Source organism: Kribbella yunnanensis (assembly GCF_039529655.1).
Classification (GTDB): domain Bacteria; phylum Actinomycetota; class Actinomycetes; order Propionibacteriales; family Kribbellaceae; genus Kribbella; species Kribbella yunnanensis.
This window is the reverse complement of record NZ_BAAANF010000004.1, coordinates 294,874-320,599: the sequence shown is the minus strand read 5'-3', so window position 1 is coordinate 320,599 and position 25,726 is coordinate 294,874. Positions and strand designations below refer to the sequence as shown.

Annotated in this window: 21 protein-coding genes; 11 read left to right on the top strand and 10 right to left on the bottom strand. The window is 67.7% G+C overall.

Annotated features, from left to right (window positions below):
- The first annotated feature begins 19 nt into the window (after positions 1–19).
- Positions 20–1,171 carry a lipid II:glycine glycyltransferase FemX gene (locus ABD231_RS08450; protein ID WP_344147642.1) on the top strand — a complete coding sequence of 384 codons (1,152 nt, stop codon included), beginning with the start codon at positions 20–22 and terminating at the stop codon, positions 1,169–1,171.
- On the opposite strand, the gene ABD231_RS08445 is transcribed toward ABD231_RS08450, so the two are convergent.
- Together ABD231_RS08445 and ABD231_RS08440 are read right to left on the bottom strand one after the other, a co-directional pair.
- Positions 1,122–1,748 (bottom strand): phosphotransferase-like protein, encoded by a 627-nt coding sequence (locus tag ABD231_RS08445; protein ID WP_344147639.1) that lies wholly within the window; start codon positions 1,746–1,748, stop codon positions 1,122–1,124. The two genes, ABD231_RS08450 and ABD231_RS08445, sit on opposite strands and share 50 nt — an antisense overlap.
- Positions 1,745–2,455 carry an SDR family oxidoreductase gene (locus tag ABD231_RS08440; RefSeq protein ID WP_344147636.1) on the bottom strand — a complete coding sequence of 237 codons (711 nt, stop codon included), beginning with the start codon at positions 2,453–2,455 and terminating at the stop codon, positions 1,745–1,747. The genes ABD231_RS08445 and ABD231_RS08440 overlap by 4 nt, the downstream gene beginning before the upstream one ends.
- Positions 2,456–2,514: 59 nt before the next feature.
- Between ABD231_RS08440 and ABD231_RS08435 the strand changes: the two genes are divergently transcribed.
- From ABD231_RS08435 to ABD231_RS08410, 6 genes are all read left to right on the top strand, one after another.
- Positions 2,515–3,276, top strand: coding sequence for an SAM-dependent methyltransferase (locus tag ABD231_RS08435; protein ID WP_344147633.1), 762 nt, complete (start codon positions 2,515–2,517; stop codon positions 3,274–3,276).
- Positions 3,273–4,067, top strand: a complete 795-nt coding sequence (locus ABD231_RS08430) for a DUF3626 domain-containing protein (RefSeq protein WP_344147630.1) — start codon at positions 3,273–3,275, stop codon at positions 4,065–4,067. The genes ABD231_RS08435 and ABD231_RS08430 overlap by 4 nt, the downstream gene beginning before the upstream one ends.
- A 53-nt stretch (positions 4,068–4,120) precedes the next feature.
- On the top strand, positions 4,121–5,788 hold the full coding sequence (locus tag ABD231_RS08425; protein ID WP_344147627.1) for an HNH endonuclease signature motif containing protein: 1,668 nt from the start codon (positions 4,121–4,123) through the stop codon (positions 5,786–5,788).
- Positions 5,789–6,551: 763 nt separating this feature from the next.
- The gene (locus ABD231_RS08420) at positions 6,552–7,190 is read left to right on the top strand and encodes a DUF998 domain-containing protein (RefSeq protein ID WP_344147624.1); all 639 of its coding nucleotides are present in this window, start codon (positions 6,552–6,554) and stop codon (positions 7,188–7,190) included.
- 11 nt (positions 7,191–7,201) lie between these two features.
- A complete protein-coding gene (locus ABD231_RS08415) occupies positions 7,202–7,945 on the top strand; it encodes a DinB family protein (protein ID WP_344147621.1) in 744 nt (247 codons plus the stop codon).
- 27 nt (positions 7,946–7,972) lie between these two features.
- Positions 7,973–8,416 (top strand): GNAT family N-acetyltransferase, encoded by a 444-nt coding sequence (locus ABD231_RS08410; RefSeq protein WP_344147618.1) that lies wholly within the window; start codon positions 7,973–7,975, stop codon positions 8,414–8,416.
- Here the strand turns inward: ABD231_RS08410 and ABD231_RS08405 are convergent.
- Together ABD231_RS08405 and ABD231_RS08400 are read right to left on the bottom strand one after the other, a co-directional pair.
- Positions 8,413–9,372: a hypothetical protein gene (locus ABD231_RS08405; RefSeq protein ID WP_344147615.1), complete on the bottom strand. Its 960-nt coding sequence runs from the start codon at positions 9,370–9,372 to the stop codon at positions 8,413–8,415. The genes ABD231_RS08410 and ABD231_RS08405 overlap by 4 nt on opposite strands.
- A 133-nt stretch (positions 9,373–9,505) precedes the next feature.
- Positions 9,506–10,624, bottom strand: coding sequence for a tyrosine-type recombinase/integrase (locus ABD231_RS08400; protein WP_344147612.1), 1,119 nt, complete (start codon positions 10,622–10,624; stop codon positions 9,506–9,508).
- Between the two features lie 137 nt (positions 10,625–10,761).
- On the opposite strand from ABD231_RS08400, the gene ABD231_RS08395 reads away from it, so the two are divergent.
- From ABD231_RS08395 to ABD231_RS08385, 3 genes are all read left to right on the top strand, one after another.
- On the top strand, positions 10,762–11,880 hold the full coding sequence (locus tag ABD231_RS08395) for a coiled-coil domain-containing protein (RefSeq protein ID WP_344147609.1): 1,119 nt from the start codon (positions 10,762–10,764) through the stop codon (positions 11,878–11,880).
- A gap of 93 nt (positions 11,881–11,973) precedes the next feature.
- Positions 11,974–12,822: an oxidoreductase gene (locus ABD231_RS08390; RefSeq protein WP_344147606.1), complete on the top strand. Its 849-nt coding sequence runs from the start codon at positions 11,974–11,976 to the stop codon at positions 12,820–12,822.
- Positions 12,822–13,436, top strand: a complete 615-nt coding sequence (locus ABD231_RS08385; protein ID WP_344147603.1) for a TetR/AcrR family transcriptional regulator — start codon at positions 12,822–12,824, stop codon at positions 13,434–13,436. Before ABD231_RS08390 ends, ABD231_RS08385 begins: the two co-directional genes overlap by 1 nt.
- Positions 13,437–13,439: 3 nt before the next feature.
- Here ABD231_RS08385 and ABD231_RS08380 read toward each other — a convergent pair whose 3' ends face one another.
- The 4 genes from ABD231_RS08380 to ABD231_RS08365 all read right to left on the bottom strand — a co-directional run bounded on the left by ABD231_RS08380 (position 13,440) and on the right by ABD231_RS08365 (position 20,943).
- Complete coding sequence (locus ABD231_RS08380; protein ID WP_344147600.1) at positions 13,440–17,255, bottom strand: ATP-binding protein; 3,816 nt, start codon at positions 17,253–17,255, stop codon at positions 13,440–13,442.
- A gap of 112 nt (positions 17,256–17,367) precedes the next feature.
- Entirely contained in the window at positions 17,368–17,808 is a 441-nt protein-coding gene (locus tag ABD231_RS08375) for a YybH family protein (protein ID WP_344147597.1), read from the bottom strand.
- Between the two features lie 161 nt (positions 17,809–17,969).
- Entirely contained in the window at positions 17,970–19,091 is a 1,122-nt protein-coding gene (locus ABD231_RS08370; RefSeq protein ID WP_344147594.1) for a S1 family peptidase, read from the bottom strand.
- A 220-nt stretch (positions 19,092–19,311) separates the two neighbouring features.
- A complete protein-coding gene (locus tag ABD231_RS08365) occupies positions 19,312–20,943 on the bottom strand; it encodes a TIGR03086 family metal-binding protein (RefSeq protein WP_344147591.1) in 1,632 nt (543 codons plus the stop codon).
- Between the two features lie 117 nt (positions 20,944–21,060).
- On the opposite strand from ABD231_RS08365, the gene ABD231_RS08360 reads away from it, so the two are divergent.
- Positions 21,061–22,239 (top strand): DUF418 domain-containing protein, encoded by a 1,179-nt coding sequence (locus ABD231_RS08360; RefSeq protein WP_344147588.1) that lies wholly within the window; start codon positions 21,061–21,063, stop codon positions 22,237–22,239.
- On the opposite strand, the gene ABD231_RS08355 is transcribed toward ABD231_RS08360, so the two are convergent.
- Positions 22,236–23,981, bottom strand: a complete 1,746-nt coding sequence (locus tag ABD231_RS08355; protein WP_344147585.1) for an ABC transporter ATP-binding protein — start codon at positions 23,979–23,981, stop codon at positions 22,236–22,238. The genes ABD231_RS08360 and ABD231_RS08355 overlap by 4 nt on opposite strands.
- On the bottom strand, positions 23,978–25,726 hold the full coding sequence (locus tag ABD231_RS08350) for an ABC transporter ATP-binding protein (RefSeq protein ID WP_344147582.1): 1,749 nt from the start codon (positions 25,724–25,726) through the stop codon (positions 23,978–23,980). The genes ABD231_RS08355 and ABD231_RS08350 overlap by 4 nt, the downstream gene beginning before the upstream one ends.

The following is a 25,726-nucleotide window of genomic DNA, read 5'->3' as shown; positions in this document are numbered from 1 at the left end:
GATCGCTGGGGAGGGCACTGTGAGGACCGAAGTCCGGACGCGTTCGGAAGTACTCGAAATCGGAGTTATCGCTCCGCCGGAATACCACGCGCTGGCCGATATCCACGGCGGCCGGAGCTATCTCCAAGTGGCATCCTGGGCGGCCGTGAAAGCGGAGTGGAGTTCTGAATTACTCGCGTGGCGCAACAGCGACGGCGAGGTCGTCGGCACCACGCTCGTCTTGTACCGCCGGCTCCCAGGCGTCTCCCGCTGGTACGCCTACCTCCCAGAAGGCCCGGACATCGACTGGGCAGATCCGCGACTCGAGCGGTGGCTGGACCCGCTCCTCGAGCACCTGGATCGCCGCCAGGTGTTCGCCGTCCGGCTGGGACCGCCCGCCGTACTGAAGCGCTGGCAGGCGACCACCCTCAAGACCTCCGTACGGCGTGGGTGTCGCGTCGACGACGTACTTCCGGACGTCGTCGAACCGGTCGGATCGTCGGTCGCCGAACGGCTACGCGACCTCGGCTGGAATCGCGGTGGGGAGGAGGGGACGGGTGGCGATGCGCAGCCGCGGTATCTGTTCCAGGTCCCGATCGGCGGCCGAACGCATGCCGAGTTGTGGAGCGGTCTGAGCAAGGAGTGGAAGCGCAACATCCAGAAGGCCGAGAAGTCCGGGATCGAGATCCTGCAAGGCTCAGAGAGCGATCTCCCGGCGTTCTTCGAGTTGCTGCAGACAACAGAGCGCCGCAACGGCTTCCGGCTCGGCCGGAGCCTGGCCTACTACCAGCGCCAGTACCGCGTGATGAACGCCGAGCGCCCCGGACGGATGCGCCTCTACCTGTCCACGTGGCACGGCGAGGTACTGGCCGCGCACACGATGAACGTGGTCGGCCGGCGAGTCTGGTACCAGTCCGGCGCCTCGGCCAACCACCGCCGCGACGTCCGCCCGAGCCACGTCCTGCAGTGGAAGATGATGACGGACGCGCAGCAACTGGGCGCCGATCGGTACGACATGCGCGGGGTGTCCGACTCACTCGATCCCGAAGATCGCGCTTTCGGCCTGCTGCGCTGGAAGCTGGGCACAGGCGGCGAGCTAGTCCAAACGGTCGGAGAATGGGAGCGCGCTCTCCCCGGCCCGATCAACCAGCTGCTTCTCCGAGCGATGACCCGCTACCGCGCCCGCGGCTGAGGAATCCGTAGGCTTCGGCAGCTGCGACGACGGCCGCGGCACGCTCCTCCGGCGTGAGCGCGGCCGAGTCCAGCCGCAGATCGAAGTGACCCTCCAGCCCCAGACCGAAGTGCCCGCGGGCATTGCCGAGATGCCGCCCGTGGTTGCGCTCCGGCTCGCGCGCCTCGATCACCTCAAGCGGCGCCTCGACCGAGATCCAATAGACCGCTCTCCCATGCAGCGCCCGCCGCCAGGCCGGCATGATCGATGCGTCCACCGGCATCTCGTCGAGAATGACGTGGTTCCCCGCATCCAGCAGCGCCAGTACGGCGGCCCGCATCCCCTCGAACATCCGCCGGCCGGCCTCGCCGTAGTGCGTCACGATCCGCGGCTTCCCGTCTGGATCGGTCAGCGTCTCCTGCCAGAACCCAGGCCCAGGCCCGCCCCGATGACCGCCCCAGTCCGACGGGAACATGTCGTAGAAGTGATCCAGCCCGACCAGCAGATACGGCTCAGGCAGCACGAGTTGCAGCTGCTTCGCGGTACTCGATTTCCCGGCACTCGACGTACCGATCAGGGCGATCAGCCGACCGCTCACCACGGAACCTCGCCGTTGTCATCGTGGAAAGATCCGGAGGGAGCGCTCTCTGGGAGCGTCGCAAAGCGGTGGATCAAGGCCGCCGCCAGAACCGGGGAGCGCGTTGCCTCGGGGGACATGTCGGTGGCGGTGTAGCCGGGATTGACGGCATTGATCTTGATCGCGGTGTCGCGGAGCTCGACAGCGAACGCCACCGTCAGCGCGTTGAGGGCCGACTTGGACGTGTTATAGGCGAGCCCGTTCCACTCCGGTCGCCAGTCAGGCTGGCTCACCGTGGCGAGCGAACCCGATCCCGACGACACGTTCACGATGCGACCGGCCTCGGCCTCGCGCAGCAGTGGCAGAAATGCCTTCGTCACGCTGAACACCCCGAACACATTCGTCTCGTAGGTCGCCCGCAACACGTCGAGCGCCAACTCACTCGGCGCCGGCTCGGCCGGCGCAACAGCCGCGTTGTTGATCAGTACGTCGAGTCGCCCGAACCGCTGCTGAATCTCCGCAGCCGCCGCACCAACGCTGATCGGATCACTCACGTCGAGCACGACGAACTCCACCTGCAGCTCAGCGGCCGCCCGCTGTCCGCGAACCGCATCCCGCGCACCGATCACCACCAGATGCCCCGACTGCGCGAGCTGCCGCGCAACCTCGAACCCGATACCGCGCGCACCCCCGGTGACCAGCGCGACCTTGCCGTCGTACGTCGTCATGCAGTTGCCCTCTCGGAAATGCGTTGCCGCCGTACCGGCGTCCTGTCATCTTCTAACAGATGCCACCAACCACCTCGCAACAACTTCAGGCAGCGCTCACGAGAGAGCGCTATCCCCGTAGCTCCGGCTACGACCCAGCCTGGATCGTCGACGTACCGATGGGTCCACACCCGCTGTGGTGCGTCGAGTCCCTGATGGAACTCATGACCCTCGAACCGGGCATGCGCGTTCTCGACCTGGGCTGCGGTGCAGCGGTCTCGTCGATCTTCCTAGCCCGCGAGTACGGCGTCGAAGTCTGGGCCGCCGACCTGTGGACCGACCCGACCGAGAACTGGGAGCGGATCCGTACCTGGGACATCGCCGACCGCGTACACCCGATCCGCGCCGAAGCGCGCGAACTGCCATTCGCCCACGGATTCTTCGACGCGGTGGTCAGCATCGGCGCCTACCACTACTTCGGCACCGAGGCCCGGTACCTCGCCTACCTCCTCGAGTACCTGAAACCACAAGGCGCGGTCGGCTTCGTCGCTCCCGGCCTCGCCTACGACCCCGGCTCGACGCTCCCGCCGTACCTGGCCGAACGCTGGACCCCGGACTTCTTCACCTGGCAGACCCCCGACTGGTGGCGCAACCACTGGCAACGCACCGAACTCGTCAACATCGCCGCCGCGGAGATGGTCCCCGGCGGCTGGGACGACTGGCTGCAATGGCTCCGCGCCTGCGACCTTGTCGACCGCGGCTACGCCCCCGACGCCACCATGCTCGAGGCCGATCAAGGCGAACTCCTAGGCCTGGTCCGCGTCGTCGCCCACTGCCGGTGATCACCCTCCAGTTCCACCCGGACTGGCCCTACCAAGCCGGCACCGAGATCGAGTCAATGGTTGCCGACGGCACCTACCGCTCCCAGTTCAGTACCGGCATCTCCAACGGCGGCCTGACCGCCCACCCCGGCGGCGACCGCTGGCACTGGGAATCCCGCCTCTTCGCCGGCCGGTACGACGACGCTCCCGCCACAGCCCGCCCCGTCTACGGCGCCTGGAACCGCCGGGCCGACCCGTACGGGGGAGCGGTCCGCTTCGGCTCCTCCTACGTGCGCCTACGTCCCGAACTCGTCGACCGCGCCACCTTCTGCTTCCCCGACTCGGTCTACGAACCAACCGACTTCGGCGACCAGAGAGCGCTCTCCGCTCTCTGCGCACTAGCCGACGCGTCCGACCTAGGCGACCTGGACGACGCCGTCGAGGCCCACATCCACGGCCCAGTCCGCTTCACCACCGACGTAGAGGCCGTAGTACTAGACCCCTCCTTCGCCGACACCCCAACCGCAACCGCCGCCAACCAACTCGGCTGCCCCGTCGAATACCACCCCGGCTTCCAGGTCCACGCCGACGCAATCGACCCCACCTACCGAGGCCCCCACATCGTCGCCCTAGCCAAGTCCCTAGGCCCACTGATCACCCCAGCCCTAATCGGCCAAGCAGCCCGAACCACGCACATCCCCACCCAACACCTAAAACACCTCTGGCACTGCCTAGCCCACTTCGGCCGCACCCCACCCGTGGGCAGATTGAGTGCGCAACCAGCCCCCAAACAGCCCACACATCCCTTGTAAATAAGGGGTTCTGGCCTCGAAAACTGTCGGTGCCCATGTCTAAGCTCTTAGGTATGGAGATGTTGGCGTTGCCCCCGGTGTGGTCGCTGAGCGGCAGTGAACTGCTGTCCACTCTCGACACCCTGCAGGCCGCCGCTACCCTCCTCAAAACCTACGAACTCCAAATCCTGGGCCGCCTGAACGAAATGGGCACAGCCAAGGAACTCGGTGCCCGTGACACTGTCGAACTGGTCGCGGAACGCTACCTTCGTGACCCGGTCGAGGTCCGCAAAGACCTCGCCTTCACCACCGCCCTGCACAAGTACCCGGCCGTGACCGCCGCCCTGCCCGACCCCGCAGACCCCGCGCGGCCCGCGGTCGTGTCTCCGGACCAGGCCAAGGTCATCGTGAAGACCTTGGAGAAGGCCCCTTCGACAGTGCCGGTCGAGCACTTGACGGTCGCCGAGGAGCAGCTGGTCGAGGCAGCCCGGCTCGCGAATCCCCGCGAACTGACCAGGTTCGGTCACAAGGTCCTGTCCACCTTGGACACCGACGGCCCCGAACCGGCCGAGGACCAGGCTCACGCGAATAGGTCACTGCGGCTGCGACGCACTGACGGTGGTGTGAAGTTCTCGGGGTTCCTGCCTGGTGCCGACGGCGAACAGCTCGAAACCCAGATCCACACCCTGTCCAAACCGCACAAGACCATCGACGGGGAACGCGACCCCCGCACTCGCGACCAGCGCCAAGCCGACGCGTTGACGATCGTCATGAACTCGGCCGCCGGCAACCCCGACCATCCCGGCGTCCCGCACCTGACCGTCACCATCGACTTCAACGACCTCGCCGCCGCCACCCACGCCGCCTTCGGCGGCACGGCCGACGCAGACGCGAGCCGAGCCGGTGCGGTCGGCGCCGCTGGCGCGGCCGGCACCGACGCGAGCGGGGCCGATGCGAGCGGGGCAGATGCAGTCGCGGGCGACACGAGCCGAGCCGGAGTGGTCGGGGCCGGTGCCGTCGAGGACGGTGCGACCGGTCTCGATGCGGGAGGTCGGGGTGGTGGAGTAGGTGAGTTGGTGTTCGGCGGCAACCTGTCCGCCGGCGCCGTCCGCCTCCTAGCCTGTGACGCCGCGGTCCTGCCGATCGTGCTGGGCGGCGATTCGCAACCGTTGGATGTGGGCCGCGAGCAGCGGTTCGTCAACCGCTACATCCGCCGCGCATTGAACAAACGCGACAAAGGCTGCGTCGTCTGCAAAGCACCACCCTGGATGTGTCACGCCCACCACCTCATCCACTGGGCCGCCGGCGGTCCGACCAGCCTGCAAAATCTCGCGTTGCTGTGCGCCTTCCACCACCGCGCCGTCCACGACGGCCAATGGAGCATCACGATCGTCGACGGCATCGCCCAAGTCACCCGCCCGACCTGGGCAGACCCACCCCGCACCGATCCCGCCGCACTCGCCGAGCTAGTCGGCTGGGTCACCCCTGCCCACACCCACAACACCACCGACGACAGCACCAACCCGGCCGGTGCCAGCAGTACCAGTGCCGACTGGAGTGGCCCCCGCGGCGTCACCAGCAACCCAACCCACGAACAACCAGAACGGCTCCCCGCCGCCAGCACCCTCCCCAACCCGACACTGGCCGCCGCCCGCGAAGCCCTCCGGACTTGGCTCACCGCAGTGGCACCCAACTACACCGACCCCTGGGGCACCAACACCACCCCCACAGCCGGCCCATAAACCCCACCACCCGGTCCATCGCCCCCAACGCTCCACCACCCATCACCCCACCGCGGCAGCCGGTCCCCAGACCGGCCCGCGGACTACCCACGCCCACCGCACAACCACCGCCACGAACCACACCCCCCGGTCAGCCAACAACCGCCAGCCACACGATCCCCAAGCACCGACCACCCCACCGAGTCAGCCGCCAACCACCTGATACCAAGCAGCACCTACACCAATGCTCCTGCTGCAAAGCAAATCCACCGATCCCGCGACAGCAACTAGAGAGCGGCGGGTCAACTGCAAGTCACGTGATCTCGGAGCAGGAACCACAGCCCGTCAGCCCCAGACGACGCAGGCACCGGTCACCTGCAGCAACCATCCCCCTCAACCATCGCACCGCCCAGCCACGCTGCTTTTGGTCGGCCGCAGCGGTGATCAACCACCGCGAACGTCACCGGCCGAGCCCACGCCCAGCACTACCGGCACGACGGCAACCGCCGCCCGTCACCCCCAGACGAGGCCCCATCCCGGAGCGATACCCCCATCCCGAAGCGACACTCGCATCCCGGCCGGCACACCCGGGTGCCCGGGTGCTCCCAGCCCGAGGCGACACTCTCAGGCACCGGATTGCCCAGCGCCACGACGGTCTCCGGTCGGCTGCCGCGGCAACCGGGTCAACCTCAATCACCGTGCGGACGAACCGCCCCCAGCGTGCCCCGTTGCAGGTTGCTGCAACGGGCAGTCTGCGCCGAGCGTCGCGGCCTAGGTTCCTTCAATGGTTCGCACCGCGAAGGTCTGCTGGACGCTGGCACCCCTGCTGTACTTCAGCCTCCAGGTGTTCGTCGCCAGTGCCTGGCCGGTGCCGTACGAGCTCCTGCATCACACCATCAGCGATCTCGGCTGGACGACCTGCACAGTTGAGCAACGCCTCAGCGGAACCCTCGCCTCCTGTTCGCCACGACACGCCTGGTTCAACCTCGGCGGCATCGCGGTCCGGATCCTGCTCGCCGCCGGCGGCATCCTCCTCAAACCTCTGTACGCCGCAGCCACCCGCCGGGTCATCGCCGGATGGCTGGTCATCGCGGGGTTCGGCATCGCCACCTGTCTCGTTCCAGGTGACGTGAATCCAGCCCTCCACGCGCTGCTCGCGATCCCGGTCTTCCTGGGTACCGTCGCCGTACTGTTCGCCAGCGCCCGCGCACTGAGCCAAACCGCACGATTCGCCGCCCGCGCGGCCACAGTCACCGCCGTCGTGTCCCTGGTAGGCGTACTGGGCCTCATCGCCGCTCTGACCGGCCACGGGCCCGTCGGTCTCACCGAGCGGTTGGCTGCGGAGACCATCTACCTCTGGGTCTTCCTCACCGCGGTGTGGCCGGATCGTGCCGGTGTTCGTGCGGGCGAGCGGCAGGTGTGAGACTGAGCGGCATGGCCGCTTTCACCGAGTCCGACGATCTGCAGGCAGCGACGTTCACCGATGTGAATCTGACTGGTGCGCGTTTCGTCCGCTCCAACCTGTCCGGAGTGATCCTGCGCGCCGCCGAGGTCGCCGGCGCCGATATCGACGCTCCCTGGTTGCTCGCGGGCGACAACACCCTCCTCGTGAACGGCGTGAACGTAGCCCCCTTCGTCGACGCCGAACTGAACCGCCGCTTCCCCGGCCGCGAACTCCGCCGCGCCGACACACCCGACGACCTCCGTACGGCGTGGGCCGCAGTCGAACGCGCTTGGTCTGACACCACCGCCCGGGTCGCCGCCATGTCGCCCGGAACCGAGGACATCTCGGTCGACGGCGAGTGGTCCTTCGCCCAAACCCTCCGGCATCTCGTGCTGGCCACCAACACCTGGCTCGGCCGAGCGATCCTCGGCATCGCCGACCCGTTCCATCCCATCGGCCAGCCGCACGCGGAATACGAGACCGACGGCCTCGACATGTCGGTCTTCGCGCCGACCAAACCGACGTACGACGAGGTGTTGGCCGTGCGCGCCGACCACGTGGCCCAGGTCCGCGACTACCTAGCGACCGTCACCTCGGCCGAACTGAGCGCCGCTCGCAAGAACCCGTGGTCCCCGGAGTATCCCGAGACTGTGCTGTCTTGTCTGCACACCATCCTCGAAGAGGAGTGGGAACACCTCCGCTACGCCACCCGAGACCTGGCCACCCTCAGCTGACCGGTCCGACGTGACAGAGTGCTGGCTGTGCTGACACTGGGACCACTACAGCCGTCCGATCGTGATGCCTGGGAACAACTGTTCGCCGGGTACAACGCGTTCTACGGCCGGCCGACCATGCCGGACGGCTTCTACGACCAGGCCTGGGCCAGGTTCGAGCGCAACGTGGAGCTGCACGCGCTCGGCGCTCACCTGGACGACCGCCTGGTCGGGATCGCCCACTTCCTGACCCACGCCAGCACGACGTCAGCCGACGCCTGCTACCTGCAGGACCTGTTCACCGCACCTGAAGCACGCGGCAAAGGCGTCGCCCGTGCACTCATCGCGGCCGTCGCCGAGGCGGCCACGGAACGCGGTTGCGGCCGTCTCTACTGGTCGACCCACGAGTCCAACGCGACGGCCCGCCGCCTCTACGACCAGGTCGCCGAGAACCGCGGCTTCATCATCTACAGCCACCCGCTCACCAGCTAGCTCCGCACGGGCGGCCGGACGTAGGTGACGCCGTACGGGGTGCCGTGAATGACGAACGGGAGCGTGCCGCCGTTGTCCTCGGCGAACGCATTGACCCGCCACGTCCCGCAACCGCCCGCGGGTTGCGTGACGGTCAGCTGCCCGAGGATGCGCAGATGGTGCACCCGGTTCGAGACCGGCGTGGTCGTGGACGGGCTCGCTTGCGCTACACAGCCGGGCGCGGTGGAGCTGGGGGTGGCGACGGTGCGGAAGCGTACCCGGGCGGTGCCGCTCGCCGGGTACGAACCGGGGCCGCATGCGTTGCCGCCGGTGCCGTAGCAGCTCGTCACGTAGACGTCAGTGGTGGCGAGGAAGGACGTGGCTCCAGGCAACGGCTGGTAGGTCACCGGGTGCAGCTGCTTGCCTGGCGCGTCGAGGGCGAAGTGGGTGTTCGAGTTCGCACCGAACGTCTGCACGACGGGCGCGACCGGGCCGTCGATGTCCGCGATGAAACCGCTGACCAGCTTCGCGGTCTCGCGGCCGCTCGCGAGGCCGTCGTTGAGGTACACGCGCAGCAGGCACTGGTAGTTGCCCGTGGTGGCGGGCGTGAACACCATCCGTACGACGAGTTTGACGTTCTGCTGGTTCTCGAGCAGGTTCTGCCCGCTCCAGATCTGCCCGCCCGCCAGCGTCGTCCCGCCGACAGCCTGACAAGTGATCTTGTGCCCGACGGCCACCCGCGAGACCGCTCCATCGTTGCGCCCGTCGCCGACCACGACCTCACTACGCAGGTTGTGCGACGTACCCGCAGCAACGGTGCCGAGCGCGAGTGTCGCGCGCACCGATCCCTCAGAGCCCTTCGGCGACTCGACCATCGTTGTCGGCGTCGCGTAGGCGACCCGGTCGTAAGCATGAGCGGTGCCCGGCACGAGCGGCATCAGCACCAGGACGCCCACCAGAACACAAAGTCGTCTCATCTAACTCAGTGTGGTGCGCGGCGCTCGCCCGGTACTAGCCCGTTGCACCAACCTGCAATCCGAGACCACAGATAATGGCCTGATGCGACGGGTCACCGCGAGAATGCGGTACGGCGCAACCGCGGTCCTGCGCTCAGACGGTACGGCGGAGGTGGCGGGGGACGGCTCGCATGACGCGGCCTAGGTCGTCGGTGATCGCGGACACGCGTTCGCTGCGGCCGTCGTCGTCGATGTAGATCATCACGGTGCGGACGTCGGCGTGGCCGGACAGTTCCTGGATGTCTTCGGCGTTGAGACCGCGACGTTTCTGGTCGGTGATGGCGGTCGCGCGCAGGGAGTGTGGGGTGACTTTCTCGGGTCGGGGGATGCCGGCGGTCCTGGCGAGGCGGCGGAGCAGGCGGGTGACGTCGTGCCGGTCGAGGCGGTTGCCGGCGGCGTCTGCAACGAGAGGTGCTGGGCCGGCGCCGGTCCACGGTGGACGGATGGCGACGTACAGGTCGAGGAGCTCGGCGACAGTGGTCTCGAGGGGGACGCGGACGGTTGCGCCGCCTTTGCGGGTGATGACGAGCCAGGTACGGCGACCTTCGTCCTGCCGGTCGTTGTCGTCGGCCGCGCACAGCTCGGAGACTCGCAGCGCGCCGGTGAAGAGCAGGCCGACGACGAGAGCGTCGCGGACGTCGGTCGCGGCGGCGAGAATCGCTGAGATGTCATCGGCCTGCAGCACACGGGCCGAGGTGGCGCGGCGGCCGCGGTGGAACTTGGGCCGGTGGTCGTCGTCGGAGATGGGGGAGACCACCTGCAGGCCCCAGCTCGCGGCGTACCGGTAGAGGCTCGACAGGGTTGAGAGCCGGCGGGCGATCGAGGACTCGGTCGCGCCCGCGTCTTGTTGCTGCGACAACCACATGGTCACTTCCGCCCGATGCAGGTCGAGCGCGAACCGTTCGCAGCCGAGGGCGTGGCGCGCCCACTCCGCCCAGAGCAGCAGATCGTCGGCGTACGCGATCCGCGTCTGCGGGCTCGACCGACGAGTCCCGCCGAGCCACAGGACGGCCAGCGCAGCCAGCTCGGGGGACAGCGCTTCGGTCAGCAGATCCAGCCGGTCGACAGCCTCGGCAGCGCGGGGTGCTCCGACTGGGCGGCGGGCTCCCAGCGAGCGCCGTACGGCGGCCTCCGTCGAGGCATCTGGTCTCGGCTGTTCGACGACCGTTGCTTCGTAATGCCGTTCCAGACCGTCCGAGCGCTCATCGTCCACAGCAGAAAGAGTAGCGCATAACGGGGATTATGCGCTCCTTCCACGTTCAGTTTAGTTCTCATAGTTCAGTCAGATCTGACGTAACTAAATTAACGTAACCAAGAACTTAATGACGAAAATAGGGTAGGGTGACGACTATGACCGCGACCGAAACTGAAGCGATCTCGCCGGCCCGCGACGGGCTCTGCGAGTTCCCTGGCGTGAACTGCCCGAACCCGAAGCTGCAGGACGCCGGCGCATCGGGCCGGCCGCCGAAGTACTGCGGCCTGGAGGGCCCTGGGATCGACGGGAAGCTGGTCATCCACAACAAGGCGACCGCGTGGTCGGCTAAGAAGGCCGCTGAGAGACGTCCCGTGCGCGCATCCGGGGGACCGGAGTCTGTGCCTGCAGGCCCGGTGACGACCGCCAGGACAACCCTGGAGAACCAGATGCTCGAGCTGCCGCGGCGGCTCGACCAGCTACAGGAGTTCCTGACCGGGATCACTGCCGCAGTCCGCGCGTACGGCGATGCCGAAGCCGTGGCCGCTGAAGTTGAGCAGCTCCAAGCCTCGTCGCGCGCACAGGTGGCCGAGGTCGAGCGCCAGCGTGGTGAAGAGGAACACCGCCGGCGCCAAGCCGAGCAGCAGGCCGCCGACGCCGAAGACGCCCGCGAGGAGGCCGACGCCGCAGCCCAAGACGCGTTCGAGGAGCTCGAGTCGGCCCGCGCCGAAGCACTGGCTGCCCTAACAGCAGCAGAGAAGGCCCGACAAGACGCTGTCAGCGCCCGCGAGAGCGCCGCCGCCGAGATCGACCAGGCCCGCCAGGAAGCCCAGGCCGCTCAGGAAGCCGCCACAGCACAAGCAGAAGAGCTACGCCTGGAGACCGAGCGCCGAATCGCCGAGATCCAGTCCGCCGCCGAGGCGCAGCTCCAGCAGGCGCGCACCGACGCCGAGGTCTCCCGGATCGCTCAAGCCACCGCCGAGTCCGAGCGCCAGACCGCCCAGCAGACCGCCGACCAGCTTCGTACCGAACTCCGCGAACTACGCGACCAGCACCGCGCGGAGCTCGAGACCCTCCGTTCCGAACACCGCGCCGACCGCGACCAGCTGCGCACCGACCACCAGGCCCAACTGGCCGACATCCGGCAGGCGGCCGCCGACCGAGTGGCCGCAGCGACGACCGCTCAGCGAGCCGCCGAGCAGACGACCGATGCGCTCCGCGACCAACTCGCGGCCGCCCAAGCAGTACCCACCCCCGAAGAACCTGCAACCGCCTAGAATCGACATGGTGATGGTAAAACTCGACACGGTGTAGACTTTCTGCTGCGAGGAGCAGTCCGGCTCCTCGCAAGACCTCTCTCTGGAGGAGCAGTGCAAAAGCAGAACTGGCTCATCACCGGTGTCAGCTCGGGCCTCGGTCGTGCTGCCGCCGAGGCCGCCCTGGCCGCAGGCCATACCGTTGTCGGCACAGTCCGCTCCGAGCAGGACCTGCGGGCCTTCGAAGAACTCAGCCCCGGTAGCGCTCACGGTCGCCTGCTGGACGTGACCGACGATGCCGCTGTGCCCGGTGTGGTCGCGGAGGTGGAGCAGAACGTCGGTCCTTTGGATGTCGTCGTCGCCAGTGCCGGCTACGGCCTGGAGGGAACCTTCGAGGAGACCCCGCTGTCCGACGTACGTCGGCAGTTCGAGGTCAATGTGTTCGGGACCATGGCCGTGCTGCAGGCGGCGCTGCCCCACATGCGCCGTCGCCGCCGCGGGCACCTGATGGCCGTCACCTCCATGGGCGGGCTCAGGGCCTTTCCCGGTATGTCGGCGTACTGCGGCAGCAAGTTCGCCATGGAAGGCGTCCTGGAGTCGCTGGGCCAGGAAGTCGCGCAGTTCGGCATCCACGTGACGGCGATCGCGCCCGGCTCCTTCCGCACCGACTGGGCCGGACGGTCCATGACACGCGCCGTACGGACCGTCGACGACTACGACGAGTTGTTCACCCCCATCCGCGAAGCGCGGCAGAAGGCCAGCGGCAACCAGCTGGGCAATCCAGCCAGAGCGGGGGATGCCCTCGTGCACATCGCTTCGGTTGAGCGCCCGCCGGCCCACCTCGTCCTGGGCTCGGACGCGCTGCGACTGGTGACCGCCGCCCGCACGGCCGTTGACGAGGACATCCGCGCGTGGGAGGCACTGTCCCGTACGACGGACTTCGCCGAAGGCGCGCAGCTCTGATGCCCGGCCGGCATCCCGCGCGGAGTCGTCGCGCCGGCGAACGCAAGGGCGACGTCCGGGAGCGGGCCATTCTCGACACCTGTGAGGCACTGCTGGCGGACAAGGGTTACGACGCGATGACCGTCAACGACATCGCCCAGGGTGCCGGCATCACCCGCGGCGCGCTGTACTTCTACTACGGTTCCAAGCAAGAAGTGGTCACGGCACTCGTGGCCCGGACCGTCGAGCACCTGTGGGAGCGGTCGAGGGCCACCGCGGAGGCCGAAGAGCCGCGCCTGGCCATCGCGGCAGCCATGCAGCGCACGGTCGAGCTGTGGAACGAGCACGGCCTGGTCATGCGTACGGCGATCGATCTGTCGTTGACCGTGCCGGAGATCGGCGAGCTGTGGAACCACACGGCTGACCTGTTCATCGCGGCGATCACCGCCGTACTGGAACGCGCCGACGTACCGGCCGGCGCCGCGCCGGACCAGGCCTCGGCGATGGCGCGCGCCCTGTGCTGGATGATCGAACGGAACTTTTACCACGCCTCACAGGAATCCCGCGAGAAGCTCCAAGACACGTCGGCGACCTGCGAACACATCTGGCTGACGAGCGCCGGTCTGACCACCTGAGGTTCAGCCCTCCAACGTCTTGGCCTCGTCGTCGGCCGCTTGCGCTTCAGTCTGATGACCTGCTGACCGCAGGCGCTCGGCCAGCTTGCGCAGCGACCAGGCCAACCGACTGCGGTAGCCGCTGTTCGTCGGTGCGGCCGCGTAGAGCTCCCGGTAGACCCCGACCGTCCCCTGTGCGGCCCGCACACCTTCCTCGCCGGCGACGAGGTATCCGGCGACATGAGCCAGGTTGAAGGCAGCCTCGGACCGGACCTCCGGCGGAGCTGCGGCAAGACGCTGCAGTACGGCGACGCCCTCGTCACCCAGCCCTGCCGAGTCGCCCTGGCGTGCGGCGTTGTACAGGCGACCAGCCAGTCCGTGCAGTGCCCAAATGAGACGAGCCGCCTCGAAGCTGCTGGCCGGATCAGCCGCCGACAGCTCCCGATAGACAGCGAGCGAGTGCTGCGCTGCCCGCACCGCCTCATCGCCCGGCGGTACATACCCCGAAACGTGCATCAAGTTGTAGGCAGCATCGGAGCGGGTGGCGGCTGCAGCCCCGGCGAGGCGTGGCAGTACGGCGATTCCCTCGTCACCCAACCCGGCGGATTCAGCTTGCCGGTTGGCGGTGTAGAGGCGTGAGGACACCACATGCAGCACCCAGACCAGTCGCTGCGCCGACAAGTGGTTGGCAGGGTCCGCCGCCGACAACTCGCGGTACACAGCGAGCGCCTGTTGCGCTGCCCGCACCGCCTCATCACCGGGCGGTACGTAGCCCGAGACGTGCGCCAAGTTGTACGCAGCATCGGAACGGATCTCCGGCGGCGCCGTGGCGAGACGCGGCAGTACGGCGATTCCCTCGTCACCCAACCCGGCGGATTCAGCCTGGCGCTTGGCGGTGTACAGGCGTGAGGACACCACATGCAGCACCCACATCAGTCGCTGCGCCGACAGGTTGTCTGCCGGATCAGCGGCGGACAACTCGCGGTAGGTCGCCAGCGCATGCTGCGCCGCTCGCACCGCCTCGGCACCAGCCGGCACATACCCCGAGACGTGTGCCAGGTTGTAGGCAGCATCGGAGCGGAGGTCTGGAGTCGCAGTCGCCAACCGACGGGCGACCTTGATCCCCTCATCGCCCAACCCAGCAGCCTCGGCGGCACGGCCCGCCGAATGCAGTCGCCCACTGAGGACGTGAAGCCCCCAGACGAGCCGCGCCTGATGCGCGTGGACGCTGTGATCGTCGTCGGCCACCTCGCGCAGCAGTTCCACGGCGTACTCAGCAGTCCGGACAGCCTCGTCGCCAGGTGTGACATATCCGGAGATGTGCGCCAGGTCCACGGCAACGCCGGTCTGTACGCCGGGATCCGTGCCGGACGCATCGACCGCCTGCTCGGAGACCCCGATCGCCTCGTCACCGAGCCCGGCGCTGTCGGCCGCCCGCCCGGTCCCGTGGTACCGGCTCGACAGGAAGTGGATCGTCCACACCAGCCGGGTCAGCTTCTCCGTCTTGGCCTGGTCCGCGGCCACGATCGCCCGCGAGATGACGACCGCCTCCTCCGCGCACGCGACCGACTCGGCGCTGTCGGAACCGGCCAGTTTCTGGGACCGCTCCACGAGGGAGTCGGCGATCGCCCGGGACCGGATGATGTCCATCGGCAGGCTCCAGCGCCGCCATACCGGGTTCGGATCCAGCGCCAGGGTGACCGGACCGTCATCGGTGACCCAGCGATCCGGCCGGCTCCGCAGTACCGTGGCCGAGGCAGCCCGAGCGGGCGCCCGGTTGAAGGCCTGCAGCTCGACCGACTCCATCTTCCAGCCGGACCACAGCGACGCGCCGACGGTCTCGATGAAGCGATCGGACCAGGACTGGGTGTCGCCGTCGCCCTTGCCCGCATAGGCGTCGAGCAGTTCGTCCCGGGCGTCGGAGGTTTCGTCATCGCTCTCGAAGACGGTCAGCGGCAGCGCGATGCCACCTGCGCCCTTCGGCACCCGGATCCTGTTGAAGGTGTGCCGCAACCACACCTTGTCGCCGCGGTCGTCGACGCTACCCGGCTCACAGCGCCACTTCTGGGTCCTGGTCTCGGGCTGGTCGTCGGACAGGTTGATGAGCAGCGCAAGAACGAACGGCTCGTCCTCATCGCTGCCCCGGTCCCAGGTGCTCTCCTCCCAGCACTCCAGCCGGTCGAGGTAGACCTCGAACTCCCGCCATTCGTACGGAACCCCCGGGCCGCTCGCCTCGTCGGTCCGCCGGATGTGTCCGTGGATATGGTGCTGGCCCTCGTCGTCACCGTCAATGAACTGGCTGAACGCGACCGGCTCGTACCCGATGTTCTCGAGATCTGCCGCGTTCCAGACGAGCTGCCGCGAACCGACCAGGTCCGCGTGCCCGCCGAAGATCGAGAGCAGGAAGTCCCCGATGGAGTCGATCAGGCTCTCCAGTGCGCCGATGAAACCGTCCCAGATCACCTCGGCGATGTCACCGATGTCCTTCGACTCGACCCGGAAGGTCACTTCCCGCGGCAGTTGTTTCAACGGGCCGATCGTGTACGTCGCGAGGTCGCCGGACTCGAAGTCGTTGTACTCGAGGATCGCGGGCGAGGTCTTCATGTAGTCCAGCGGGAACTCCTTGTCCCCGAACCGGACGTGCACGGTACCGTCCGTACCCGCCTCGCCGTCGTCGCTCGTCTTGATCAGCAGCCGGACGTACCAGTCCCACGGCTCGTCCGCGGCGGTCGGCGGGTAGTTCCCGGCTGAGACGAAGGTGTACGGGAAGCGCGCGAAGTCCTCGAACTGCTCGTGCCGGCGCTCGTACGCGTCGCTCGTCTGCTTGACCCGGTCCCAGAACGCCTTGGTGACCGGGTCGGCCGCCATCAGGTTGCCGAGCTCGCGCAACCACCAGACCGACGAGTCGACGGCTAGCTGCCGGGCTGCGCCGAACAGTGCCTCCGGAGTGACCGCCGTACGGTCTGGAAGCTCTCTGATCTGGTGCGCGATCTTCGCCTGCCAGGTGCTGTCGAGCGCGATCCCCGGCGGGTTGACGTAGACCATGCCCTTCGGGAGGGGAATGCCCAGTACCTCGATACTGACCGGCTCGGCGTTCTTGCACCGGTCGTAGATCTGGCAGGGCGTCATCTTGTTCAGCGGTGAGATCGCGGAGCAGGCGATGCTCATCACGTCGGCGACGTTGACCGCCTCGATGATCGCGCACTCGAATGACACCTTGCCGTGCGGCTTCTGGCTGTGGTGCTCGTCCACCTCGTACGACCCCGAGTACAAGTACATCGACCGCCGTACGTCGGCATCGATGCCGGGGTGGAAGTAGTGCTTCATCCGGCGCGACGGGTCGTCGACCCAGTTCGAGTGCGCGTAGAAGTCCTGGATGGCGTGCAGGGTGACGCCGATGATGTTCTGCGCAGCCTCGACATCGCCGCGGTCGGCCGCCCAGAGCACGCCGGCGACCGAGCCGGACAGGTAGCGATGCCACATCTTCTCGATCTGTCCCACCGAGGTCAGGTCGTCGAAGTGCACCTGGACGAGGTCGTCATGCATGCTCGCGGCGGCCTTGATCCGGCGGATCGACTTGTCACTGAAGACGCCACCCACCCAGAACAACGGGTTGTAGAGGTAGCTGTCCACGTAGTCGACGTGCCACTTGATCACCCGCGCGGCGTCGGCGTTCCACTGCCCGCCGGGTTCCACCGCCAGGTTCCTGAACGCGTCGCCGGTGATGGCCTGGTGGACGTAGAGACTCTCGTCCTCTTCTTCGGTCGGGCTGCCGACCCCTTCCAGCCCGAACCGCAGCGAGCTCAGTGACCAGAGCTTGAACAACGAGCCGATGAACATGGTCCCCCCAGGAATCGACGATTCCTGGCACTGTCGCGCGCCCGCCGCCGACGATCAATCGCGAGCCCGCGCGGTCTGCCCGCGCAGAGCCCGACTCTGCCCGATGGGGCGATCAGGGCTCGAGGTCGGTGACGCCCTTGCCGGACAGGATGTCCAGTGGAACCGAGACCTGGTCGTGGGCGATCAGCCAGGTCCCGTCGATCTTGCGCAGGCCGTAGGTGACTCGGACCCACATGCCGGCCATGGCAGCGCCGTTCCGGCCGGTTCCGCTGAGGCGGGCGAAGGCGTAGCCGAAGGCAACGTCGTCGCCGACGGTGAGGGTCAGGTCCCGGATCTCGTAGCTCACGGTCTCGAAGAACGCGAACGCATTCGCCCAGTTGCGGGCCTTCGCCGCGGTCCCGAGATGCTGCAACGGCGGCTCGACGTCGTACGACACGACGTCCGTCGTGTAGACCGCCATCAGTGCCTCGAGATCCTTGGCCCGGATCGACTCGACGATCACGTCGATCTGCTGCCTGATCCGGGCTTCGTCCGCCGCACGCTCGCTGGGCATCGCAGTCTTCCTTTCGTGGTGGTGTGCCGTCCACTGAAAGCTATGCGCCGCGAGCTATCTTGTCCAAGATCAGTATTGCTATCCAGTTATGTTGCAGTGGGCATGATCGCGGACAGCCCTCTCGCCGATGACGGCGAGAGGGCTGTGGCGTGGCTGACGGATCAGCCGAGGGTGAGGGTGACGCCGTAGTACTGGGCTGCGTCGACGACCGGCTGGTAGAAGGAGTACGAGCCGGTGGCGTTGCCGCCCTGGTTCCAGCCGCAGTCGTGGCCGTCGCTCGGGCCGCCGGAGGTCATGCCCTGGGCGGTGGTGCCGGAGATGTAGGCACCGCCCGAGTCGCCGCCCTCGGTGCAGACGGTCGAACGGGCCAGGCCGCTGGTGCGGGTGACGCTGCCGCCTGCGCCGCCGTAGTTGACGGTCAGGTTGTACTGCGTGATCGAGCCGCAGGTCCAGCCCGTCGTGTTACCGGCCTTGCAGATGGTCGAGCCGACCGGAGCCTTCGACGACCCGGTGACCCGAGTGGTCTGACCGTTGCGGTTGTCGATGTACCCGCGGCCGACGTTGTTGCTGTCGATGTCCATCAGACCCATGTCGACGCTCGGCGAGCCGGTACGGAACCGGCTGGCGACACCCGCGCCGAGGCGGACACCCGAGCGGTTCTGCACCATCGGGTTGCCCTCGACACAGTGGCCGGCGCTCAGCATGACGTTGTCGCCGCCGTTGCGCGTACCGGAGAAGCCGAGCGAGCAGTTCGTGCCCGGGACCAGGTCCATGATCTGGCCGCCGATCACGTCAGCGGTCATCGCCAGCGTCGTGTTGTTGGTGCTGACATCGACACCCGGGATCGCCTTCAACTGCTTGACCAGGGCAACAGTCTTCGCGGACTGCTTCCCGGGCTGGAGAACAACCTGCAAGCGGTCGGTCGGCAGATCGGCGCCGATCGACTGAACCTGCAGCGAGCCTGACTTGTCAGCCAGCGCCTGGACCTGCGTCTGCAGCTTGGCCAGGGCCTTCTCACCACGAGCAACGGACCGCGGGGCCAGTCCGTGCTCGCGGGCTACCTGAGCAGCCTTGGCCGAGTGCACGTTCACGACAAGCTGACGGTCGGCGTTGAAGAACGCTCCGTCGAGACTGGCCTTCGCCGTCTCGAACGCAGCAGCCTTGGTGTGCTCACCATCGAGCCGCACCTTCGCCTCGGCCGGGCTGACACCCCAGCTCTTGCCGAGTACGTCGTACACACCGTCGGCCGGGGCGGGAACGGGCGCGCTCGTCGCAGTCTGCATCGGTGCCAGGGCGGCGGCACCGAGTCCAAGCGCGAGAACAGCACCAGCGAGGGATTTACGGGGGCGGGGCGGGAAGCGCATAGGTCACATCCGATTCCTCTGGGGCGGCCTGCCTCAAGGCCGCGATTTTGGGAATCGTTGTCGGTAAGCCCATGACCTAACAAGCCCGCACCCCAACCCGCAGGGTCGCACAAGGGAAAGCCTTCGGGTCACCCTCCGTCTACCACTGGTCGACTGAGGGTGAACAATCGTTGAACACCAAACCCGAAGGGTCCCCACACAGGGGAGCCTCCGCCGGGATGCGGCGGCCCAGGAATGCGGCGACTCGATCGAGGTCGGAAGCGTCATCGGGAGCGGCTTGCGCCGCGGCGATGGATCCGCCGGCGGTTCGAGGGAGGTCGCCATAGATTTCTCGTACGACGGGGAGCGCGGCGCGGGCGAGGTCGGGAACCAGGTCGCGGTCGTGGCCGAGGGCGGTGGCGAGGTCCCAGCCGTGGACTAGCAGCTCGATGAGCAACTGTTCGACGAGGCGACGGCCGGGGGCGGGACCGAAGGAGCGATCAAGGAGGCCCGGCTGCTGGAAAGACTCGCGGGCCTCGGCGACGGCAGTTTCGAAGGCGGTGATGTGGTTGTCACCGAGGTGGTCGTCGGTGTGGGCGGTTGAGGGAGGAGTGCCCTGAGCTAGACCGCCCCAGATGAGGTTCTCCCACACCAGATGGTCGAGCAGCTCCCGCACGGTCCAGTCGTCGCAGGGGGTCGGCAGGCCGAACTGGTCCGGCGTTGCGGCGCGCACGAGTACGCCGACGCTGTCCTGCACACGCGTGAATGCCTCCAGGACGCCGCCCGGCCACGGGTCGGTGTCGTTCGTGTAGAGCGCTTCGAGCTGAGCATCGCGCGCGCCGGGAGACGGATTGGCGTGCAGGGCGGTGGTGAGCCACTGGCCCTCCGAGGCGATGCCGGCCGGTGCGGGCTGGCTGGCGAGGACACACAGCAACTGCCAGAAGCGTTCGACGGACGGCTCGGACGCTGCGCTGAGCTGCTCGTGCAAGAGCTTGCGTGCCGAGGTGCCGTCGGAAGTCACCGAAGGGTCGGTGTTCGCACGGCTCGGCAGCCAGGCGGCCATGACATCGGCAACGACCTGATCGGCAGCGGGGGAGTCCGCCGCCGTACCGTCCTGGATCGCTGCACGGACGCGGCCGACCCAGACGTCGGTGAGCTCGCGCATCTCCGCTGCCGCGGCGTCGTCCTGCGCTCCTTGACCGTGACGGGCGGTGTACTCCGCGATCCGCCGCATGGCGGGACCCAGTTCGCCGTCGGCGACGAGTTCGCCCAGCGCCAGCCACGCTTCGACCTGCTCGTCGGTGGGATCGTCCGGCAGCTCAGCTCCGGCCGCCAGCAGGCCGTCACGGAAGTAAGGGACATCCACATCGCTGAGAGTGTCGGCGAGGAAGTCATGGACCAGTTCGCGACGCTCGGCCGGGGACATCTGCGCGGTACGGGTCATCAGAGCAAGCCCTTCGTGAGTCGTGCGACGGGTGACCGTGCGCAGGACGGCCTGATGGGTCCGCAGGCGCCGGATCTGCGCCTCGAGAGCCTCGACGTGTGCGGCCGCGACCTCGGTGAGCCCGTCCTCGCGATCCAAGGCAGCCCGGATTTCGCCGAGCCCCATCCCCAGATCCCGCAACGTGCGGGCAAGCCGCAGACGAGCGACCCCAGCGGTGTCGTAGCGGCGATAACCGCCGGTCGACCGCCCCACCGGTGCCACCACGCCCACATCCGACCAGTGCCTGACCACCTTCACCGGCAGCCCGGTCTGCCGCGCCACAGCGCCGATACTCCACGTAGGTCGCATGTGCTCCAGTCTTGACTCTCCCTTCGTAGGAGAGTCAAGCGAAGGTGGTGGAAGTTCCACCACGGCTGAGGTGCCAGCACGCCTGCGTCGCGGGATTGCCGCCACTTGACTTGGCGCATGAGCCAACAGCCTGGCACGCTGCGGACCCGGATCCATGACATCGATGCGCTGCGCGGGTTCGCCCTGCTCGGCATCCTGATCGCGAACATCACCTACGCCGCCTCCGGATTCCCGATCCACATCGCGGAGGACCCGTCGTACAGCTCGGGTCTTGATCACGCCGTGAACTGGCTGGGGCATGCGTTGGTGGATCTGAAGTTCTACCTGCTGTTCTCGTTCCTGTTCGGGTACAGCTTTCAGTTGCAGATCGAGGCTGCGCAGCGGGCCGGCGCACAGTTCAGGCCGCGGATGCTGCGGCGGCTCGGCGGGCTGTTCATCATCGGCGCGCTGCATGCGATCTTCCTGATCACGGGCGACATCCTCACCGTGTACGCGCTGATCGGGCTGGTCCTGCTGGCGATGCGGGGTGTGCGGGACAAGACAGCGCTGATCGTGGCCGCCGGAATCTACGGGTACCTGTTCGTCACGTTGGGATCGACGGTGTTGTTCCTCGACACCTCCGCACTTCTCGATCCGGCCGGGGCCGTGGCTGCCGCTCAGCAGACCACGATGAACCTGGGCGGCTCGTTCGGAGACGTGATCGGCGAGCACCTCCGGGCGCTGCCGACATTCGGGCTTGCGCAGGTCACCGTGCAGGGACCGACCACCTTGGCCGTGATGCTGCTTGGGATGGTTGCCGGGCGGCGCCGACTGCTCGCCGGCGTGACCGGGCAGGAGCCGGTACTGCGGAAGCTTCAGCTCGTCGGATTCCCCATCGGACTCCTGGGCAGTGTCGTCTACGCGGCGGGTGGCAACGGCAGCACCATCAGCGTCCTGGTCGGCGTCATGACCGCCCCGCTGCTATCAGCCGCGTACGCCGCCACTCTGCTCCGACTGATGCATTCGGACGCCGGTCGCTCGCTGGGCAGTCTCCTGGCGCCGGCGGGGCGCATGGCGCTGTCGAACTACCTGGGCCAATCACTGGCGACTCTGCTGATCTTCACCGGCGTCGGTCTCGGCATGGTCGGGCAGGTCTCTCCGCTGGAGACGTTCACCTTCGCGATCGCCATCTACGCAGCCCAGGTCGCGATCAGCCACTGGTGGATGGCACGCTGCACCTACGGACCGGTCGAAGGCGTCCTCCGAGCTGTCACCAACGCCACTCCACCGACCTGGGGGTACGGCGCCCCGCGCTAGTCCGCGTTCCAGGTCCGCCACAGCGTGCCGTAGACGCCGCCCGCTTCAACGAGCTCGTCGTGCGTACCCAGCTCGACGAGCTGACCTGCTTCCATCACAGCGATGCGGTCGGCGTCATGAGCGGTCTGGAGACGGTGCGCAATCGCGATCACTGTCCGACCCCGCAGTACGGCGGCCAAGGACTGCTCGGTCTGCCGCGCTGTCTTGGGATCCAGGAGTGACGTGGCCTCGTCCAGAATCAGCGTGTGCGGATCAGCCAGCACGACCCGGGCGAGCGAGAGCTGTTGTGCACTCGCATCGGCCAGATCGGTATCGACTCCGATCTCCGTGTCCAGACCGTCCGGCAGGTCCTCCAGCCACTCCGCACCGACTGCGGCCAAGGCGTCGTACAACTCCTCATCGGTAGCGTCCGGTTTCGCGATCAGTAGGTTGTCGCGCAGTGAGTCATGGAAGACATGATGATCTTGAGTGATCAGTACGACGTGTTCGCGCAGCTCGTCCGGTGGCAGATCCGCAACCGGCCTACCGCCGATCGTGACCGAACCCGCGCGCGGTCGATCGAGCCCGGCGAGCAGTCGCGCGAGCGTCGACTTCCCAGCTCCTGACGTACCGACAATCGCCAGTCGTTCGCCGGGCTGCACGAGCAGGTCGATCCCACGCAGTACGTCGCGAGCTCCGGTGTAGCTGAAGTGAGCATCGGTCACCCGGATCCGGTCACCGTGATCGCCAATGGTCGGCGCCGGCGCGCGTTCCGCGGTCGGGATGTCCGCGAGTCCTTCGACGCGAGCGTATGACGCGCCGGCGCCCTGCAGTTGCTCGATCCAGAGCATGAGGGTGTCGAGTGGGCCGACGAGCTGACGGAGATAGACAGTCGCCGTCACCACGACCCCGAGGCTGATCAGGTCATTCGCATACAGCGCGCCACCGATCAGCAGCACTCCCACCACCGGAACGCCGAGGGCGATCTCCGACCAGGGGAACAGCACCGACCGCAACCACAGCGCTCCCAACCGCGCGGACCGGGACTCGGCAATCGCAGCCTCGGATACCTGGTGCCGACGCTCCTCCAAACCGAGCAGCTCGATGGTACGAGCGCCCTTGGCCGTGCTGGCCACGACATCGGCCACCTCCGCACCAGTCGCGGCGACCGCCAAGTACACCGGCCGCGCACGACGCATGTACCAGCGCAGAGCCGCGCCGACCCCGAGCAGACAGACGAGCCCGCACACGCCCAGCCGCAGGTCGAGGATTAGCACCGCGACTACCAGGAACAGCGCATGGACGGTCGCCACCAGAACCTCGGGCACCGCCGACCGCAACGTCGTTGCCACGAGTGACGCGTCGGTACTTCCGCGCGCGATGAGATCACCGGCCGGCAGATGATCCGCCACTCGCGGCGGTAGCGCCAGTGTCCGCTGGAGAAAGCGCTCTCTGACGCGAGCCGCGGTCCGTTCCCCGAACCGGTAGCCGATCTTGAGCGCCCACCACGCCAGTACGGTCTGTACGACGGTGAACAGCAGCGCGCCGAACGCCAGTCGGTCCACCGCGCTGAGCACATCGCCAGTACCGGTCTGGATCGTGTCGATGATGCGGCCGAGCAACCAAGGACCGACCAACCCGGCCGCTGCGGCGAGCCCGTTGACCACGACGACCGCGACCACGGCCCAACGGTCCGCGCTCAGGTCGCGGAGTGCCGCCGTACGGACCTCGGCCTTGCTTGCCACCGGCAACTGTCTGTTCATCGGCCCTCCTGAGCGCGCGACACGAGCTCGCGATAGGAGGAGTCGGTGTGCAGGAGCTCCGCGTGTTTCCCGACTGCTGAGACCTTGCCGTCGATCAGAACGATGACCTCGTCGGCGCGGTCGAGGACGAGCGGCGACATCGTGGTGATCACCGTCGTTGTGTCGCGCCTGGCCTCGCGGATGCGGTCGACCATGGCCGCTTCGGTGTTGGCGTCGACGGCGGAGGTCGGATCGACGGCGAGCAGGATGTCGGGGGCGGCGTAGACGGCCCGCGCGAGCCGGATCCGCTGCCGCTGCCCGCCGGACAGATCGGTTCCGCCGGCCGCGATCGCCGTATCCAGACCGTCGGGCAGTGCCTCGACGATGTCCTCGGCCACCGCTACTTGGAGAGCCTGGTGGATGCGGCTGTCGTCGGGCTCGAGGCGACCCGCGACGATCTCCCGGACAGTGCCGGCGAACACCTCAGCATCGTTGTCGGCGACAACCAATCGGCTCCGCAACTCGGCGCTGGTCACCTCATCGATCCGAATGCCCGCCCAGGTCACCGCCGTATCAGCAGATCCCGTCCGGGTGCCGCCGACGCGCCCGAGTCGTTCGATCACCTCGATTGCCTCCGCCGTGCGGGCCGCGACCAGCGCTGTCAGCAGGCCGGGGCGAACGACGACTCCTGAGGCGGGGTCGGTGAGCGGACCGGAGCCGTGGGGGAGTGGGCCGCCATCGCGCTCGTCGTCGCGAGCGACCGGCAGGTTGAGCAGGTCGATGATCCGTTGGCCGGCGACGCGGGCCCGCGCGATGTCGCCACCGCCCTCGATGAAGTTCGACACGGGGACGACCAGGACGGCGACGTACCCGTAGACGGCGACCACCTCGCCGATCGTGATCACCCCGGTTGCCGCCATCCGCGCCGACAACCACACGACCGCGGCCAGGAACAACGCAGGCAGTCCCGTCGACAACGCCCCGACCCAACTAGCCGGTACGGCGACCTTGTACCCACGTCTCACCAGCCGCTGCGACTGTTCGTCGTACCGGTCGGCCACGAACTGCTTGCCGCCCAACCCGTTGAGAACCCGCAGCCCAGCCAGTACGTCGACCAGTCGGGTTGTCAGCCGTCCTTGGTGAACGCGGTACTCGCCGCCGGTGCGTTCGATCCGGTGCAAGAACGGGCCGACGGCAACAACCAGGAGTGGAACGCCCGCCAGGACCACCGCGGCCAGCAACGGTGACGTCGTGAAGAGGATGACCGCGACCACGGCGTACGCGATGATCGCGCCGACGCCGGGCCCGGTAACGGTCAGCGCCATCGCGACGGTGTGCACATCGGCGATGCCAACCGTCACGATCTCGCCGGCGCTCACCCGCCTGGCCAGCGACGCGCCGAGTCGCGAGGTGTGCCAGACCGTCGCCCGCACCGAACGGAACGAGGCGTCCATCCGGATCTTGGTCATCGTGCGATGCCGCGCGATCGCCAGCAACGCGATCAACACGCTGACGCCGAGCAGGACAAGCGCCCACTTGATGAGCGCGGCTGAATCTCGCCCAACGAGACCTTCATCAACCGCTCGCGACAGCACCCACGGCGGAACCGCCAGGCCGACCATCCAGACCGTCCCGAGGAACGCGCCCTGGGCAACCCGTCGCGCTTGCGATCGAGTTAACCAGAACAGGAACCGGAACGGTCCGGCGAGATCCTTGGCCGTCGGCGGCGCCCACGTATCGGTCGTCCTGTCCAACCACTCGCGCAT